Source organism: Shewanella sp. MTB7 (genome assembly GCF_027571385.1).
GTDB lineage: Bacteria > Pseudomonadota > Gammaproteobacteria > Enterobacterales > Shewanellaceae > Shewanella.
In genome coordinates, this window is sequence record NZ_CP085636.1 from 3,121,168 (window position 1) to 3,137,141 (window position 15,974).

At 38.1% G+C, this 15,974-nt stretch carries 14 protein-coding genes; 7 read left to right on the forward strand and 7 right to left on the reverse strand.

The window, feature by feature from the left end:
* Positions 1-316 precede the first annotated feature (316 nt).
* A complete protein-coding gene (locus HWQ47_RS13250) occupies positions 317-1,927 on the reverse strand; it encodes an ABC-F family ATPase (protein WP_269971574.1) in 1,611 nt (536 codons plus the stop codon).
* A 279-nt stretch (positions 1,928-2,206) separates the two neighbouring features.
* On the opposite strand from HWQ47_RS13250, the gene HWQ47_RS13255 reads away from it, so the two are divergent.
* The 3 genes from HWQ47_RS13255 (at position 2,207) to HWQ47_RS13265 (ending at position 6,085) form a co-directional block, all read left to right on the forward strand.
* Positions 2,207-2,689: a VF530 family DNA-binding protein gene (locus HWQ47_RS13255; RefSeq protein ID WP_269971575.1), complete on the forward strand. Its 483-nt coding sequence runs from the start codon at positions 2,207-2,209 to the stop codon at positions 2,687-2,689.
* Positions 2,690-3,285: 596 nt separating this feature from the next.
* The gene (locus HWQ47_RS13260) at positions 3,286-5,175 is read left to right on the forward strand and encodes a S8 family peptidase (protein WP_269971576.1); all 1,890 of its coding nucleotides are present in this window, start codon (positions 3,286-3,288) and stop codon (positions 5,173-5,175) included.
* A 343-nt stretch (positions 5,176-5,518) separates the two neighbouring features.
* The gene (locus HWQ47_RS13265; protein ID WP_269971577.1) at positions 5,519-6,085 is read left to right on the forward strand and encodes a GNAT family N-acetyltransferase; all 567 of its coding nucleotides are present in this window, start codon (positions 5,519-5,521) and stop codon (positions 6,083-6,085) included.
* 203 nt (positions 6,086-6,288) lie between these two features.
* Here the strand turns inward: HWQ47_RS13265 and HWQ47_RS13270 are convergent, their stop codons facing one another.
* From HWQ47_RS13270 to HWQ47_RS13280, 3 genes are read right to left on the reverse strand one after another with little or no spacing between them, the layout of a single operon-like run.
* Positions 6,289-6,942 carry a c-type cytochrome gene (locus HWQ47_RS13270; protein WP_269971578.1) on the reverse strand — a complete coding sequence of 218 codons (654 nt, stop codon included), beginning with the start codon at positions 6,940-6,942 and terminating at the stop codon, positions 6,289-6,291.
* A gap of 7 nt (positions 6,943-6,949) precedes the next feature.
* The gene (locus HWQ47_RS13275; protein ID WP_269971579.1) at positions 6,950-7,282 is read right to left on the reverse strand and encodes a cupredoxin domain-containing protein; all 333 of its coding nucleotides are present in this window, start codon (positions 7,280-7,282) and stop codon (positions 6,950-6,952) included.
* A gap of 12 nt (positions 7,283-7,294) precedes the next feature.
* Positions 7,295-8,323: a cytochrome-c peroxidase gene (locus tag HWQ47_RS13280; RefSeq protein ID WP_269971580.1), complete on the reverse strand. Its 1,029-nt coding sequence runs from the start codon at positions 8,321-8,323 to the stop codon at positions 7,295-7,297.
* A gap of 204 nt (positions 8,324-8,527) precedes the next feature.
* Between HWQ47_RS13280 and HWQ47_RS13285 the strand changes: the two genes are divergently transcribed.
* The gene (locus tag HWQ47_RS13285; protein WP_269971581.1) at positions 8,528-9,244 is read left to right on the forward strand and encodes an RluA family pseudouridine synthase; all 717 of its coding nucleotides are present in this window, start codon (positions 8,528-8,530) and stop codon (positions 9,242-9,244) included.
* A gap of 300 nt (positions 9,245-9,544) precedes the next feature.
* Here HWQ47_RS13285 and HWQ47_RS13290 read toward each other — a convergent pair whose 3' ends face one another.
* Complete coding sequence (locus HWQ47_RS13290) at positions 9,545-10,630, reverse strand: tyrosine-type recombinase/integrase (protein ID WP_442802030.1); 1,086 nt, start codon at positions 10,628-10,630, stop codon at positions 9,545-9,547.
* A gap of 636 nt (positions 10,631-11,266) precedes the next feature.
* Between HWQ47_RS13290 and HWQ47_RS13295 the strand changes: the two genes are divergently transcribed.
* Complete coding sequence (locus HWQ47_RS13295) at positions 11,267-11,755, forward strand: hypothetical protein (RefSeq protein ID WP_269971582.1); 489 nt, start codon at positions 11,267-11,269, stop codon at positions 11,753-11,755.
* Between the two features lie 199 nt (positions 11,756-11,954).
* Here the strand turns inward: HWQ47_RS13295 and HWQ47_RS13300 are convergent, their stop codons facing one another.
* Entirely contained in the window at positions 11,955-12,839 is an 885-nt protein-coding gene (locus HWQ47_RS13300) for an oxidoreductase family protein (protein WP_269971583.1), read from the reverse strand.
* Between the two features lie 261 nt (positions 12,840-13,100).
* On the opposite strand from HWQ47_RS13300, the gene HWQ47_RS13305 reads away from it, so the two are divergent.
* Positions 13,101-13,445 carry a hypothetical protein gene (locus HWQ47_RS13305; RefSeq protein WP_269971584.1) on the forward strand — a complete coding sequence of 115 codons (345 nt, stop codon included), beginning with the start codon at positions 13,101-13,103 and terminating at the stop codon, positions 13,443-13,445.
* A 132-nt stretch (positions 13,446-13,577) separates the two neighbouring features.
* Here the strand turns inward: HWQ47_RS13305 and HWQ47_RS13310 are convergent, their stop codons facing one another.
* On the reverse strand, positions 13,578-15,278 hold the full coding sequence (locus HWQ47_RS13310; RefSeq protein WP_269971585.1) for a dipeptidyl-peptidase 3 family protein: 1,701 nt from the start codon (positions 15,276-15,278) through the stop codon (positions 13,578-13,580).
* A gap of 133 nt (positions 15,279-15,411) precedes the next feature.
* On the opposite strand from HWQ47_RS13310, the gene HWQ47_RS13315 reads away from it, so the two are divergent.
* Entirely contained in the window at positions 15,412-15,966 is a 555-nt protein-coding gene (locus tag HWQ47_RS13315; RefSeq protein ID WP_269971586.1) for a GNAT family N-acetyltransferase, read from the forward strand.
* The last annotated feature ends 8 nt before the right edge of the window (positions 15,967-15,974 follow it).

Here is a 15,974-nt window from a genome sequence, read left to right on the forward strand (position 1 = left end):
AACCCCTTGTATTTCGTGTGGGTTTTATCCATAACAAGTATCCTTTTGCTTTTGGAGAGCACTAAATCGACATTAATTCAATTTAGTTCCAATAAGGATAGCTTAGTCAATATTTGGTAAGTTACAGATATTTTAGTATTTTATTAGTTCAATGATAGAGTTTCATCGGACAAATTAGGGGGGAGTGGAACTCATCACTGACTTGAGAAAATATGTGCTGTATCTAGGCTGGAATATTTCAGAAAGAATAAAAAAGCTGAAACATCTAACTCTGAATAGAATTTGATGTTTCAGCTTAAATAGGTGTGAACAGAGATTAAGCGGTTTTCTTTGCTTCGTTTTCAGCTTGACTTGCCAAATACTCATCGAACGTACCGTGGAAGTTTACCAGCTTTTTGTCTTTCACATCGATGATGTGTGTCGCAAGTGAAGAGACAAACTCACGGTCATGACTGACAAATAACAAGGTGCCTTCAAACAGCTTTAATGCGTTGTTTAACGCTTCAATCGCTTCCATGTCCATGTGGTTAGTTGGCTCATCCATGATGAGCACGTTGATGTCCTGCATCATCAACTTACCAAATAACATACGGTTCTTTTCACCACCAGAACAGTTACGGGCTTTCTTATTGGCATCGTCTTCAGTAAACAATAAACGACCTAACATGCCACGAACCATGAGATCGTTATGCTTAGGTGTGCGCCATTGAGACATCCAATCGAACAATGTCAGATCATTATCAAAATCTTTGCTGCTATCTTGTGGACAATAACCAATGGATGCGTTTTCAGACCACTTAACCACACCTTCAGTATTGGTGAGTTCATTGACTAAACAACGAAGTAGGGTGGTTTTACCCACGCCATTCTCACCAATAACGGCTAGCTTGGCGCCAGCTTCAAGAATTAGGTTACCGCCTTGGAATAGGAAACCGTCATCAAATCCATGACCAAGTTCTTCAATCACAAGTGCTTGGCGGTGCATTTTCTTACTTTCATCAAAACGCAGTGATGGCGTCATACGGCTCGATGACTTGACATCATCAAGACTAATTTTATCTAACTTTTTGGCGCGTGAGCTCGCTTGTTTCGCTTTAGATGCGTTAGCACCGAAACGATTGACGAAATCCTGCAGCTCAGCCATCTCAGCACTTTTCTTCGCATTTCCAGCGAGTAACTGTTCCTGAATAAGACCAGATTGTGCTAAGAAATACTCATAATTACCTGGATAGATACGTAGCTCGCCATAATCGATGTCTGCCATATGAGTACACACTGAGTTTAAAAAGTGTCTATCGTGAGAGATAATGATCATAGTGCATTTACGTTTGTTCAACTCAGCAGCCAACCAGCTAATAGTGTGGATGTCCAAGTTGTTGGTTGGCTCATCGAGTAGCAAAATATCTGGGTTTGAAAATAGTGCTTGTGCAAGTAGAACGCGTAATTTCCAACCTGGTGCAACTTGTTGCATTAAACCATAGTGAAAGCTTTCTTCGATACCTGCTTCCAGTAAGATCTCACCAGCACGGCTCTCAGCGCTGTAACCATCCATTTCTGCGAATTCACTCTCAAGATCGCCGACTCGCATGCCATCTTCATCACTCATTTCTGGTAGTGCGTAGATACGTTCACGTTCTTGTTTTACTTCCCACAGCTTTGCATCACCCATGATCACAGTATCAACAACACTGTATTGCTCAAAAGCAAATTGATCTTGGCTTAGCGTACCGAGCTTTAAACCGGGAGTAATTGACACATTACCTGAACTCGGTGCAAGTGCCCCGCTTAGGATCTTCATAAATGTGGATTTGCCACAACCGTTTGCGCCAATTAAACCATAACGGTTGCCATGGCCGAATTTGGCTGAAATGTTTTCAAACAGAGGCTCAGCGCCAAACTGCATTGTGATATTCGCGGTAGAGATCAAAGAAGTATTCCCAGGTATTGTTAAGCAGGTTAATTATTGACTAAGCTCGCATTAAGAAAGTGAGGCAAAAATAAGACGTGCAAATTAGCGTATGACATTATTAGGTCGCGGATTATACAGATTAAGACCACCCTATGTCGAGCAAATTGGTCAAGTATTCCTATAGAAACGCCATTTTAATACTACTTTCATTCTTTCAACAGAGAATATGCATGTGTGTTCGTTAGATTTTTTGATATTATGATAGGGAAAGAAACACATTAGCCTATGGAACTCCCCATGATTGAAGAGCAACAAAACAACCCACTACATGGCCTTAAACTCGAAATAATGCTTACTGAGTTGGTGAAATTTTATGATTGGAAAATTTTATATGCCGCATTGCGTTTAGAATGCTTTAATCTCAATCCTTCCCATGAAGGTAGCCTTAAGTTTTTAAAGAAAACGGAATGGGCCAGAGAGCGAGTTGAGAGCTTTTATCTTTACCGTTTTAAGCGCATGCCAAAAGGCAGCTCAGCACAATTTGAACTTAAGCCTCGTGAACGTGGTTTTGCCAACGGTATTGTACCCCGTAAACCAGAAGCATTGACTATTGAGCTTATTGAACAGATGCGCACTAAAGCCACGGCTGATTATGAAGCTATGAAAGCAAATAATAGTAATGGTTACAGTAAAAAGGTTCATGAAGGGGCTTATAAAACACGCACTAATGACAATCGAGCTAAACCTTCACAAGATCCAAATAACCCTTGGGGTAAATAGATTCTCGTTTTAAATCGATATACTGATAAAGCCTGTGTTGACTTATTTTAGTGCAGGTTTTAGTTATATATTTTATAATTCAGCACCTTTTTAGTGTAATTTACTTATTACATTCATTAATATTCTTTGAGCGAGAGATAAATGAAGTTGAAATAACTAAATATTTATTACTTAACTGAATATATATATAACAAAAGAATCATATCAAATCTTTACCCATATCACATCTAAAATATGCTATTCCATCTTATACAAAACATCTTTTTTATGTAACTTTAAAATAACGGTCATATACATTATATAACATTAGCAAATTAAAATAATAACTTAATTAAGAGATTGATTTCAATCTATATTGTAATAATATATTGTCGATGTACATTACTGCTCAACAAGTCCAATTGAACACTATTTTCAAGTAATATAAACTAGAAGTATTTATTCATTATTTTGAAATGGTAATAATGTATCGTAAATATAGTTTTACAGTTTAATAACATGCTCGTGTTGACTTTTGTTACCTATGTTCACAATGGTCATAAAATACTCTAGGTTAATTGAGCCTTAAGGCAAAATTATAATAAATGGAGTAACACATGCATAAGAAACAATTGATAGCAGTAGCAATTGCTGCAGTAATTTCATCTAGTGCTGTACACGCTGATGTTTATCAAGCTCAAATGATTGAGGTCGAACAATCAAGAGCTATCAAAGATAACTATATCGTCGTATTTAATACCCCAAGTGTTTTAAATATATCCGATAATATGGCCGTGGAGAGTTTTGCTGTTCAGCAAGGTCATTCATTGGCTAATCGATACAATGTAAATGTAAAAAGAAACTTTGGTAATTCACTTAATGGGGTTTTAGTTCAAGCAACTAAAAAGCAGTTAAAAGCTTTGCAGAAAGACCCTAATGTGAAATATATAGAGCAAGATCAGATTATGTCTATTAACCCGATGATGGATATTGCCGGAGATCAAGGCAGTGCCACCTGGGGCCTTGATAGAGTAGATCAAAGAGATCTCCCTCTAAACAGTAATTATCACTATGATTTTGATGGTAGTGGTGTCACGGCTTATATTGTCGATACTGGTGTATTAACAAGTCATAATGAGTTTGGTGGTCGTGCATCTAGCGGTTATGATTTTGTTGATAATGATAATGATGCAACAGACTGTAACGGACACGGTACCCATGTTGCTGGCACCATAGGAGGTTCAACTTACGGTGTTGCAAAGAACGTGAATGTGGTCGGTGTTCGTGTATTAGGTTGTACAGGTTCTGGTAGCAATTCTGGTGTGATCGCAGGAATTAACTGGGTTAAAAATAATGCTCAAGGGCCCTCAGTGGCCAATATGAGTTTGGGTGGTGGTGCGTCACAAGCTACTGATGATGCGGTTAATTCAGCCGTTGCTGCAGGGATAACTTTTGTTGTTGCTGCAGGTAATGACAACAGTAATGCGTGTAACTATTCACCAGCCAGAGCTGCTGATGCAATTACTGTTGGCTCTACTACAAACAGTGATTCACGTTCAAGCTTTTCAAATTTTGGTACATGTTTAGATATCTACGCCCCTGGTTCAAGTATTACTTCGGCTTGGTATAATTCTAATTCGGCAACAAATACCATTAGTGGCACCTCGATGGCATCACCACATGTAGCCGGTGTTGCAGCCTTGTACTTGGATGAAACACCAAGTTCAACACCGACACAAATTGCGTCGTTACTCTCATCACGTGCTTCGAGTGGTAAAGTGACTGACGCTAAATCTGGTTCGCCAAATAAACTTCTCTATTCACTTAGTGGCGACGGTGGCGGTTGTGGTACCGATTGTCCTGGCGGGGATACAGAGTTGACCAATAACCAAGGTGTGACGATTAATGGTGCAACAGGTTCTGAAACCATGTTCTTTATCGATGTACCTGCTGGCGCTACCAATCTAGAAGTCAATCTAGCTGGTGGATCAGGAGATGCTGACATTTATGTACAACAAGGCACGCAACCAACGCAAACTCAGTATCAGTGTCGCCCCTATAAAAGTGGTAATACAGAATCATGTAGCTTCTCTGCACCTGCAACAGGGAAGTGGTATGTAATGGTTCGAGGTTACTCAAGCTATAGTAATGCAACACTTACAGCTACCTACTCAACAGGTTCTGGTGGCGGATGTACAAGTAGTGCTTGTTTAGACAATGGCGTACCGGTAACGAATGTTAGTGGCTCAAGAAGCTCTGAGACTTTTTACACTATTGATGTTCCTGCTAACTCACAACTCACGGTTACTACCAGCGGTGGAAGTGGTGATGCAGATCTGTATGTGAAAGCGGGGAGCGCACCGACAACAAGAAGTTACGATTGTCGTCCTTATCGAAATGGTAATAACGAAACCTGTACTATCAATGTAACGCAGGCTCGCACTTATTATGTTATGTTAAGAGGTTACTCGGCTTACAGTGGATTGCAGATCACTGCGAGTTACTAAACGGGTATAGTAACAAAAGCAGAGTCGGTGGCTTTGCTTTTTATTTACAGATCCCCATTACACTGGGGAGTATTAATCGATATCTGTTTTGATTATTATGAATAATAATTCAATATTATTCATTTTTGTTGAAAAATTCTCGGGGTTATATTTTTTGAAATGAATAAACAGTGCGTAACTCATGAATATTGACTCTTACCTTGTGAGTATCAACTAATAGCTCTGTGTTAATTCTGATTCTCAAAAGTAGTTGCCCATGTGCTTCAGTTGTAGATGTAAACTCTTCTCGTACTGCAAACTAGGTTCAGTTATTCTTTAACCACTTTCTAACTAAGGATAGACAATGAACATTCAAAACTCTGCAAGACTCTCTTATGAATTTATGTCCAGTAAAGATGCAGAGCTGTTTTATGAATTGGATCAAGACACAGAAGTTATGCGCTATATCAATGGTGGTAGGATGACCCCTTTTGAAAGTATTCACTCAACTTTTATCCCCAGACTGGAGAAGTATTCAAATCAAGCAAAGGGGTGGGGTCTTTGGAAAGTAAGCTTAACTATGCTTGATAAGGCTGTACAAGTTCCTTTTTTAGGCTGGATATTAGTAAGACCAATGGATTTTTTTACTGACACGCCTCAATGGGACAACTTAGAAATTGGTTGGCGATTTAAACAAATAGCGTGGGGAAAAGGTTATGCAACTGAAGCTGCACAGGCTGTTATAGCGGTTGTGACTCAAGAGCCTCATCTAAACGTTATCTCTGCTATTGCACTTGAAGAGAATCTAGGTTCGATAAACATCATGAAGAAGTTAGGCATGACATTTCTCAAAACAGAATGTGTTGATGACTCTTTCGTTGAGGGTAGAGTAGTTTATTATCAAAAATCACTCAGTGTTCGATTGCTATAACTATAAATTAGTGGATAACTTAAGTTCAAAAATGAGTTCAGAGAGAGTCAATAGTTTCTCAACCCCCTATTTAACTGGAATCAAAGAGTATAGAGTAAATACACCTAGAATGATAAATGTTAACAATGCAATGGATGAGATAAAGACAACGTTGTTCTTAATTTAATTGCAGATAGTACAACCTCTTTATTTAATCACATACATTATTGCTTTAGTGTTTTTATAAAAATAACAACTGCATCAACTTCATTTTCTGTCAAAAAATCTCCCCATGGAGGCATTTGAGGCGAACGTTTCACTCCCTGTCCTCCCAGTTTAATGATCTGGCTCATCTGAGCTGCAGTCAATGTACTTGCTGTTAAGTTTGCTGGTGGAGGGGACTTTATTATCCTGGACATACGACCATCCCCTTTTCCTTCCTTCCCATGACATAAAACACAACGAGTATTGAAGATAATTCTACCATCTTTCACCGTTCTGTTAATTTTACTTGTGTGTGTGAAAAGACGATTCATCGCACCTTCAGTATCCTCTCGTAAATAGAGAACAAAGTCTGCTAAATCTGATATATTTTGAGTTGTTAATTCACTTTCCCAGGGAGGCATATATTTATTGATATCATTAGTAAGTAACCCTTTGCTAATAACCTCAATTAAACTCTGTTTATCTTTTACCTTCTGAATCTCAAATAGACTAGTCTGTGGGTACCCCTTTAACCTCATTGGTATATATCCATCGCCCATACCTTTGTTTCCATGACAAAGAACACATCGATTTGAGTAAATTTCAGCACCACGATCTAAGTTTGTTGTATGCCCCGAGGGCAAATATAGAAGGAAAAGGCTACTAAACGTCATTAAAACTCTATTTATTCTCTTCACTATTATTGACCTCAATAAGTAAAAACATTTTTGAGTGAATAGCACATTCAACCTCTATAACTCCTGGTGTGTCGAATACTACAGAGCGACTTTCATCTTTCGGGTATGAACCAAGATCGAAAAACTGCTCATCTGATAGGCTAAAAATATTGTGAAAGAAGGGATCTTTGTTTAAAAAATGAACCGTATCACCCACGTTGATGATTATCTTATCTTCACTAAAAGATTTATTCTGCTGTGAAACAACATATTCCTCAGCAGCACTGCTTTGTGAAAAAATGTTTAACATAAGCATAAGAAGAAGGATTAATCTCATTGCATTCTCCGGTTATTGAGGAAGGATAGGTAAAGTAATGGGGGAATGCGGACTGGTTAACGCATTCAAAAATGATACAATTGACGTTATTTCATCTGAGGTTAATGCATTGGTGTTAAAATTAGGTGATAAATTCGTTTTTACTTTTCCTCCTTCACTATAGTGTTCAACGACTTGTGTTAACGTTTGTGCTGAACCGTCATGAAAGAAGGGGGCGGATAAGGCGATATCTCTTAATGTGGGTGTTTTAAAGGCACCTTTCATTAAGTGCAGTGGCTTTTGGGTGTATCGGCCTAAATCAGGACTATCATGCCCAAACGATGCGAGGCCAATATTATGAAATCCATCATCGCTAAAGTTTGGAGGACTATGACAAACTGCACAATTTCCCTTAAGGGGATTAATAAATAGTTGAAATCCCAGCTTTGCATCGCCCGTTAATGCTGATTCATCACCTTTTACCCAGGCATCAAAATTAGAGTTATTACTGATCACGGTACGTTCAAAACTAGCAATTGCCATCGCCATGGTTTTTCTACTAATGGTTTTACCGGGAAACGCTTTATCAAATGCAGTAACATACCCATCAATGCTTTTTAATAAGGCTATTTTACTACTTAGATCCGCATGCATCTCCAATTCAGCTTCCATTGGGGCTAATGCTTGCTCTTCAAGTGTCTTAATTCTGCCATCCCACATCTGCAAATTGTTATATGCTGAATTAATAATTAATGGCGTTGCTCGCCCCAGTGCTTTGCTTTTATATCCTCGTGCAACAGGCTGATTATCAGACCAACCCAACATAGGGTTATGACAAGTAGCACAGGACATATTGTTATCACCACTGAGTCTTGGGTCGAAAAAGAGTATCTTGCCAAGGCTAATTTTTTCTTCGGTTTGTGGATTATCTACAGGGGTAGGCACTGGAGTCGGTAACAGCCAATGTTGAAGGCTTTGGTGACCAGCAATAAATGTATAATCCGTAAATTCAATTTCAGTAGCGTAACCAGATTTAGATACCAGCATAATTAAAATTAACATCAGTGTTTTCAAAATAAAACCACCATTTGCACAAACATGTGAATGACATAATTATAGTACAACTGCAGGCATGAGCATGAGTTTGGCACTTCCAATGACAACGGTGTACATATGGTTAATCTTGTCTTGCTATGTAAAATCAGCTTTTATCAGTGAAACTTTTTCGATACTATAGCCGATAAATTACCACTAGTGATGTTTGTTATGCAGCCTCAAACTGATCCTTTTATTGTCCCGAAATGCTTAGACTCCATTGAGATTTTGTATCAAGATGAATATATTTTAGTGATTAATAAGCCAAGTGGATTATTAAGTCTCTCGGGTAAACATCCATTAAATATTGATTCTGTTCATTACCGACTGGTTCAAGAATTCCCTACATGCACCATGATCCACAGACTGGATTTTGGTACATCAGGTATTTTACTGCTGGCATTAAACAAGAATATTAATGCCATGCTTTGCAAACAATTTAGTGATCGAGATGTGAGTAAACGCTATGTCGCTTTGCTTCATGGCACCGTTAACAAGGATTCAGGTGTTATAGAATGCTCGATTGCAAAAGATGCTGAGAACTTTCCTTTAATGAAACCGTGCGCGCAAACAGGGAAAGCGGCTAAATCAAAATTTCGCGTGCTCAGTCGATTTATTCAAAATGAACAGGACTGTTTTTATCTAGCGAGTGAAAGTGCAGGGGAGCGCAAAGTGACACGTATCGAGTTTGAGCCGGTAACGGGCAGAACTCACCAATTAAGAGTCCATTCACAATTTATTGGTCATCCAATCTTAGGTTGCGATCTTTATGCTACTGACGAGGCATATTTTATGACGTCACGTTTGATGTTACACGCCTCAGAACTTTGCTTCAATCACCCTATTAGTGGTGAGCGCTTAACGATAAAATGTAACAGTCCTTTTTAAACTAACGAATAAACCTTGCTCTAAGACGCTGCAATCACTTACATATCACACTGATTACTGACTATATATGGCGACCCCTTTCTAAACTTCAACTCTATGTTCCCTGAAAGTATTGCAAAAGCTTTTATTAGAAACCGAAGTGAATAAATAACTTCGGTATTTATATAACAAATAGAGTAAATTACCCGCTATTATTGTGAGTCCTCATTATTAATTGCATATAATGTGTCGCTAAAAGTTCAAATTGTTTAGTATGGTTATACCATTTTATTGCTATGAAATGTGCAATAAATAATATAACTAATCTCTTGGTTTCAGATAATGTTTGAGTGAACGTGGATCAGTATGCCCAGTTCTAGCCATAATATAGAGATGATCTTTATCATTCTCATGAAGCTGAGTAACACAACCACTGCGTAAACTATGGGCACCATAAAATTCATGGCTAAGTCCCGCTTTAGCGCAATACTTCCTGATCATTTGATAAATATCATCACCACGAAGAAAACCAGAGTTTTTACGATCTTCTGTTGAGAAATCAGCTGAAGTTGATCTATTCCTTCTCGCAACTGAATAGCTGCGGACTTGGCATCCATCGCGACTAAGCGATCTGAACAAGTGCCCCTCATTAATTTTTGAGACTGCTAACCAATGTTTCACTGCATCAAATGCCGCAAAGGGTTCTGATTGTGGCAGATCTTTCCATTCCCTTTGTCCCTGCTGATTACTCTTAGAGTAGGGGAGTCTGACTTTTAACTTGTTTTTTAAAAAACTCAGATGGTTAACTTGAATTTCAGCCAGTTCAGAACGTCGAAAACCACCTTGAAACCCCAGCTGAATTATCGCTTTATCACGAGCTCGAGTGATCTCATGAGGATGTTGTTCAATAACATTAAGCAACATTTCCAACTCATCGTACATAATTGGTTGTTGATCATAGTCAGATACCATGCGGTATTTATTGCGGCTTAAACCTCGCATAACTCGGATCACAAGTGGGTGTTCTGTTGGAGAATGAAAACCCGCTTGAATATGAAAATAGCGAATTGCCGCTAAACGACTGGTCAATGTTTGGCGAGATAATTGGGTACCTGTTCGAACTTGTATGCTCTCTTTTTGATGACCGATAAATGAAATCACCGTCCTTGGATCAGCTGGCAGCGTGTTTAATCCATGTTCGTTGCAATAACGAGTAAAGATTGAAAAACTTGATCGATATACCCTTTGGGTGTTTTCGGAAATTTCATATACTGTTTCACTAGCTGCACTTTTATAGTCATCCAGTATTGAGATGGGGAGTTCCTTCTCTTCAAAGAAACGCTTCTCTCCAGAATTAACTGCACTACTTAACTGATGACTTGTTTGAAAGGGAGTCATTTTATTCATCGATGGTTCAAACTATCCAGTACACATATGCAACTGAATAGTTAAGTCTCCCTAAACAAGAGTAAATCTATATGGCGAATTCTATCAATTATAACCTTAAGTACGTTATTCCTACCAGTGATAATCGTCATTATCGCTGGTAGGCATGCGGAGAGTATGTATAGCAAGCAAGGTGGAGTATTTATGCACATGATTAGTCACAAATTCACGACTAACAGAAATACTCATTGGTGCTACCCGAGAAGTGGGATCTTATTAACATAGAGAGATGCCCGGTCATCAATTATTGATGTACGGGTATGTCATTAATAATACAACACAGGTTAATTACTGATTTGGTTGAATTACATGCTGCACATGCTTGATTAATTCAGTATATAGTCCCACACAATTACACTACCCGAATTTGTGGTAGCACCATTTTATTGGCTGTCTATATGCTTACTTGGAAGAAGGATTAATATATGAAGCGAAAAATTGACCTAGATTGATATCACATATTTCATTACTGATCTTAAAATGGTTGCACCATACTATTGTTAAATGTACTATTAAAATGGGTAAGGGGAGGAGGCTAAATGGATAGTGTTGTATTTATGTAGCCTATTATTAAGCTAAAAATTTGAGAGATGACAAGTGAATTATAAACAAGTTTGGGTATATCAAGGCGAGACACCTAAAGCAGGAAGAAGGCTACTCCTTTTACAACCTGATGAATTGACGATTGCATTACCACTTATCTATAGATTGATTCATCCGAATGAGATCTCAAAAAAGCAAGATTGGTTTTATGCTGGTTTAGCTGCCAATCATAATCAAAAGTACATTGCATTAGTACCACAACTACAACAAGTAACACAAATGAGAAAAGAGTTAGACTCTGTTATCCCCGCACTGCGAATTCTCAATGAAAGTTTAAATCACTATTTTAGTGACTATGGATGGCGCATGGTGCGCAAAGAGTTATCTCAAATAAAGAAAAGACAGAGGAAGGCTCACATTGAATTGAGTAAAGATATTATTTTAAAGTTGAAGTTGTACATGGAGGAGGAAAAATTTGAGAGCTTCGATCAAGCAATCGATAATTTAATTGCTGAAGCTAAGTATAAAAAAAGAGAGTCATGACTCCGTAACTATGATGTTAGATAACATCCGTGGCGTATTGCCTATTTACGTTTATCTTATAACTCTCTTCTAATTTCAGTGTAGTTCACAATATTAGAAATTCTAGCCATAAATGAGAAAACTTAAACTAAAAAATGCTCTACAGCCCTTTATGAATATGAGAATTTAGAGCTTGTTCATTTCAATCATAGACTTGAAGTTAACAAACTAAAGCGATTCCCTTTTCAGTTATTGCAGATGAAAACTCATTAATTTTTTGATGCTTCGGTGACCAACCAATTAGAAAACGTTGAAAGTCAGCCCAAGCAACATAAAAAAGAGGACCCCACTCCTCGATAACTTGTTTGGGATCAATAGATAAACATAAAACCTGCATAGCCTCTGTTAATTCAGAAAAATAGAACGCCATCAAATTTTGATAACTCATCTGACAGTCATGTTCGCTCAAGCAACTCCCCATAAAGTAAACAAGATCTTTCATTCCACATCCCGCACCAACGTATTGAAAATCCACACCAGCAACTTGTTTACCATTATTGGTCAAACAGAAGTTGGCAATTTTTGCATCACCATGAATTAAGGTCTTAAAGCGACAAGTATTAAGTGTATTATCTAATTTGTGTGCAGCACGTTTTATCGGTGAATCAGGCATTGTTTGATATTCATTCAAACGTGTCATTAAATGCCAATAGGAACCAACTGGCCATAATCCTACAGGCCAAGAGGGATCCGGTTTATCCTGCATAAAACTTGCGTGGAAATATGCTAACCATTTTATACAAACTTTACTTTCCTCTACCGACAGTTGTTGCTTTCTCGATGTAAAACCTATTTCATCAAGATCACTCAATAGAATAATACTCGATTCATGTCGAAGGTCTTCTTTGGGGAATGAGCGAACCCCATAACAGTGGGGAACATGGTTTGGTGACATACAAGATTTAGCATACTGTCGATACCAATTAGCCTCAACTTGGTAAGAGATGACTTTTCGGCGGTGTGAAACATCACTGTGCCAACCCTTTGGATGAGTATTTTTAGATGGTGGTGTTATCGATTTTGCTATAACATTTTTAGCACCCATTTCCAACTCTATATGATACCTCGAGATCTCTCCATAGCCACTCCAGAGATTCTGAATCGTTTCCGTTTTGGTCACTTTAGTGCAGGAAAAGACTTCTTGTAAGTATTGTTCGGTGTTTAATTGAGCCTTCAAAAGTAATGAATTCCTAGTTATTATCAGTTTTAATTAGAAAAGGCGTAAAGCTTAGTTTGCTTTCGATCTTTATTTTGTTAAACAGGTTATAATTATGATCAAACCTTTCTATAGAGTTTACATAATATAATGTCAACCGAGCTGCCTAAAGAGAAAAAACTGACTGTAATGTGCAGAGTAGAGCCCGGCTGTTTGGGACCCGATGGAATCGATCACATTGAATCTTTTTGCCGGTTTTCTCATCAGGAGTTAAAAAAGGTCGATTCCGACTTTATTAAATGGCTGCCTCTACCTCGCTATGATAAAACTTTAGCTGAGATGGAATACTCAGTCGATAGCAAGCTACTCTCTCGAGATAAAGCTTCACAATATTTAGCCCATTTTAAATGTGAACTAGATGAATTTGAAGAACATTTCCATGATAAAATTTCAATTCTTATTAATGATTTTTTAGCAAATAAAAAAGAGGGATAACAAATTGATAGCTTTAATCTTTAATTGTAATTAACTAAACTAGGTCTTATGGCATGTAATACATGCTCCTATTTGATTAAAAATAGCAAGCATGTTACCCAACGGTAGCGTTTATTTCGTCTTTTACAGGCGCTATATTTTGGGATAATTAGGTTTAATATCCGTGGGTATAGCCTGCATTTTGTTATTCAACTTTATCACTTCAGCTGAAAGAACGGCATATTTATTAAGGAATGCTTTGGACGCATCATAATCGCCTAAAGCTTGGATCATACAGACGTCACGGACAAGATCCGATACTGATTGTGCCATTTTATCCAGGTTAACAGTATAGCGCTCAGTGTTTTCATCGAAGCTAAAAGCGTGGTTTTCCTTAAAATAATTATATTGAAAAGCGGCGCCTGCACCATGGGCTTCATGTACACCAAAGCGCATTGAACGGAATAGCCCTGCAAAATAAGTCACTAACATGTTGTCTCGTTCCGACTTAGGCAATACTCCTTTATCCATTAAAAACAGCATATTGTAAGCGCCCATAACATCCGCTTTACCCTCCTCAATTTTAGAGTAGGTCTCTAGTAATTGCTCTGCAACCGTCGTCGTTTTTCCATCTTTTATGATTGTTCCTGGACCAAGTCCGTGCGAAAGTTCATGAAATAACGTTTCATTAAAAAAGTATTTCTCCATCAATAAACCTTGTTGATCTGCGGCAATAATGAGCTCAGAAATGGGTTGCATGACGGCTTGATATTTTGCATTGAGCACATTCTTAAGCATCACTTTTTTGCTGCCTTTTACTTCACGAACATACTCATCGTTTGGTAAATTAAAGGCGGTAGTTTGTACTGCGGGCTTATTATCTCCGCCGCCAGCAACTTGATCGACAACAGAAATAGGCGATTCAGAACCTCTTTGAAAATTTTTGTGTTCGTTAGGAATAGGGAGATTCAATTCCATCTCTTTTAGGTATTTTTTATAGACATCGAGTTTAGCGCTATCTGTTGAGTTTCTTACTGTAATAAATGCTTCAAAGAACGTTTTAGTGCCAAATAATTTATCGGTATAAGTCTCGTAAGGACCTATAGCCACCTCTAAGCTTCCATCTAGATCCATCCAAGCCATCTCAGAATCACGATATTTATCGTTAAGAAAAGCATCAGCACGTTTATTGAGGAAGACTTTAAGACTTTGGTCTTGAGTCAGATTTGCAGCTTCCCGCATTAAGACTGCAGATTGCTGCATCTCTTTTGCATAATATTGACTGTAGGGAATAGCGATTAGTTTATTATCTTGTCGCACAATCACCGTGTAACCACTTTTAAATGCAGCTTCATCTTCAGGATATGCCGCTATCCACTGATTAAATTCAGCCTTTGTCATGTTTGTTGGATAAACACCTGCACCGTCAGGGCGTTTAATGGTACCAAAAAAGTTTTTGTCGCCCTCTAAAGTATCCCATGGTCCATAATGGAGATCATAAAGTGCGAGGATAGTAGCTTTATCTTCTAAGGTTGAGTTTTCTATCTCAGCGCGGATTAATGCATTATCTTCATAGGTTTGGCGTAAATACACTTCATCTAAAATATCAGCAACTTGAACTAATTTCTGTAGTACTTGTTTATCGGTTGCACTCAGATTTGACAAGTCGGTTGTCATATCGACTGGGACAAACTTATCCAGCATAACTTGATATTGATTAGTCAGTGTTATTTGGCTATCAACGGCTTCAACTTCAACCTGTTTCTGGACTTGTTCTAATAATTGATCTTCAGCTGGTTGTGTGCAAGCTGATAATGCAGTCAGTAAAGCCAATGAGACGAGTGTTGGTTTCATTAATAATTATCCCCATTATTATTATGATTTTCGTGGGTTAAGTTACAGGTAAAAGTACAAATGATAAAGTCAGTGGATAAAACTATACACTCCAGCCATTTTTGTTTAGCTTAAGAGAAAAAGAGAGAAACTTATGATACAAGGATTAGCTCCCGAACACTTTAATGACGTGATTTCACTTGGAAACAAGGTCCATGGTGAGGGGTACCTAGATCTTAATTCGCTGCAAGAGTTTTATATTAAAGGAATAAAAAATAGAATAAACGCCAACTTTGTCGCACATATCGACGGTATGCTAGTCGGTTTTCGGTTGACCTACGCGCCAGGAAATTGGCAACCAGACAAATGGTGTTTACCTGGAGCTTGGGGGATTGAGCCCGATAGAGTTTGCTATTTCAAATGCAATACTGTTGCAGAAAATCATAGGGGAGCAGGTATTGGTGGCAAGTTGCTGCAAGCGTCGATTGCAGCAACTAAACATCAAGGTGCTAAAGCAGGGATAAGTCACTTATGGAAGCAAAGCCCCAAAAACTCTGCAATTAATTATTTTACTAAGGCCGGTGGAATTTTAATTAAGGAATACCCGGATAGGTGGAATGACACAAAGGAGCACCCCAACTATATCTGTATTTTATGTGGATCAGATTGTCACTGCACAGCCTGTGAAATGATCTTGATTTTTAAATAAAAAATCCC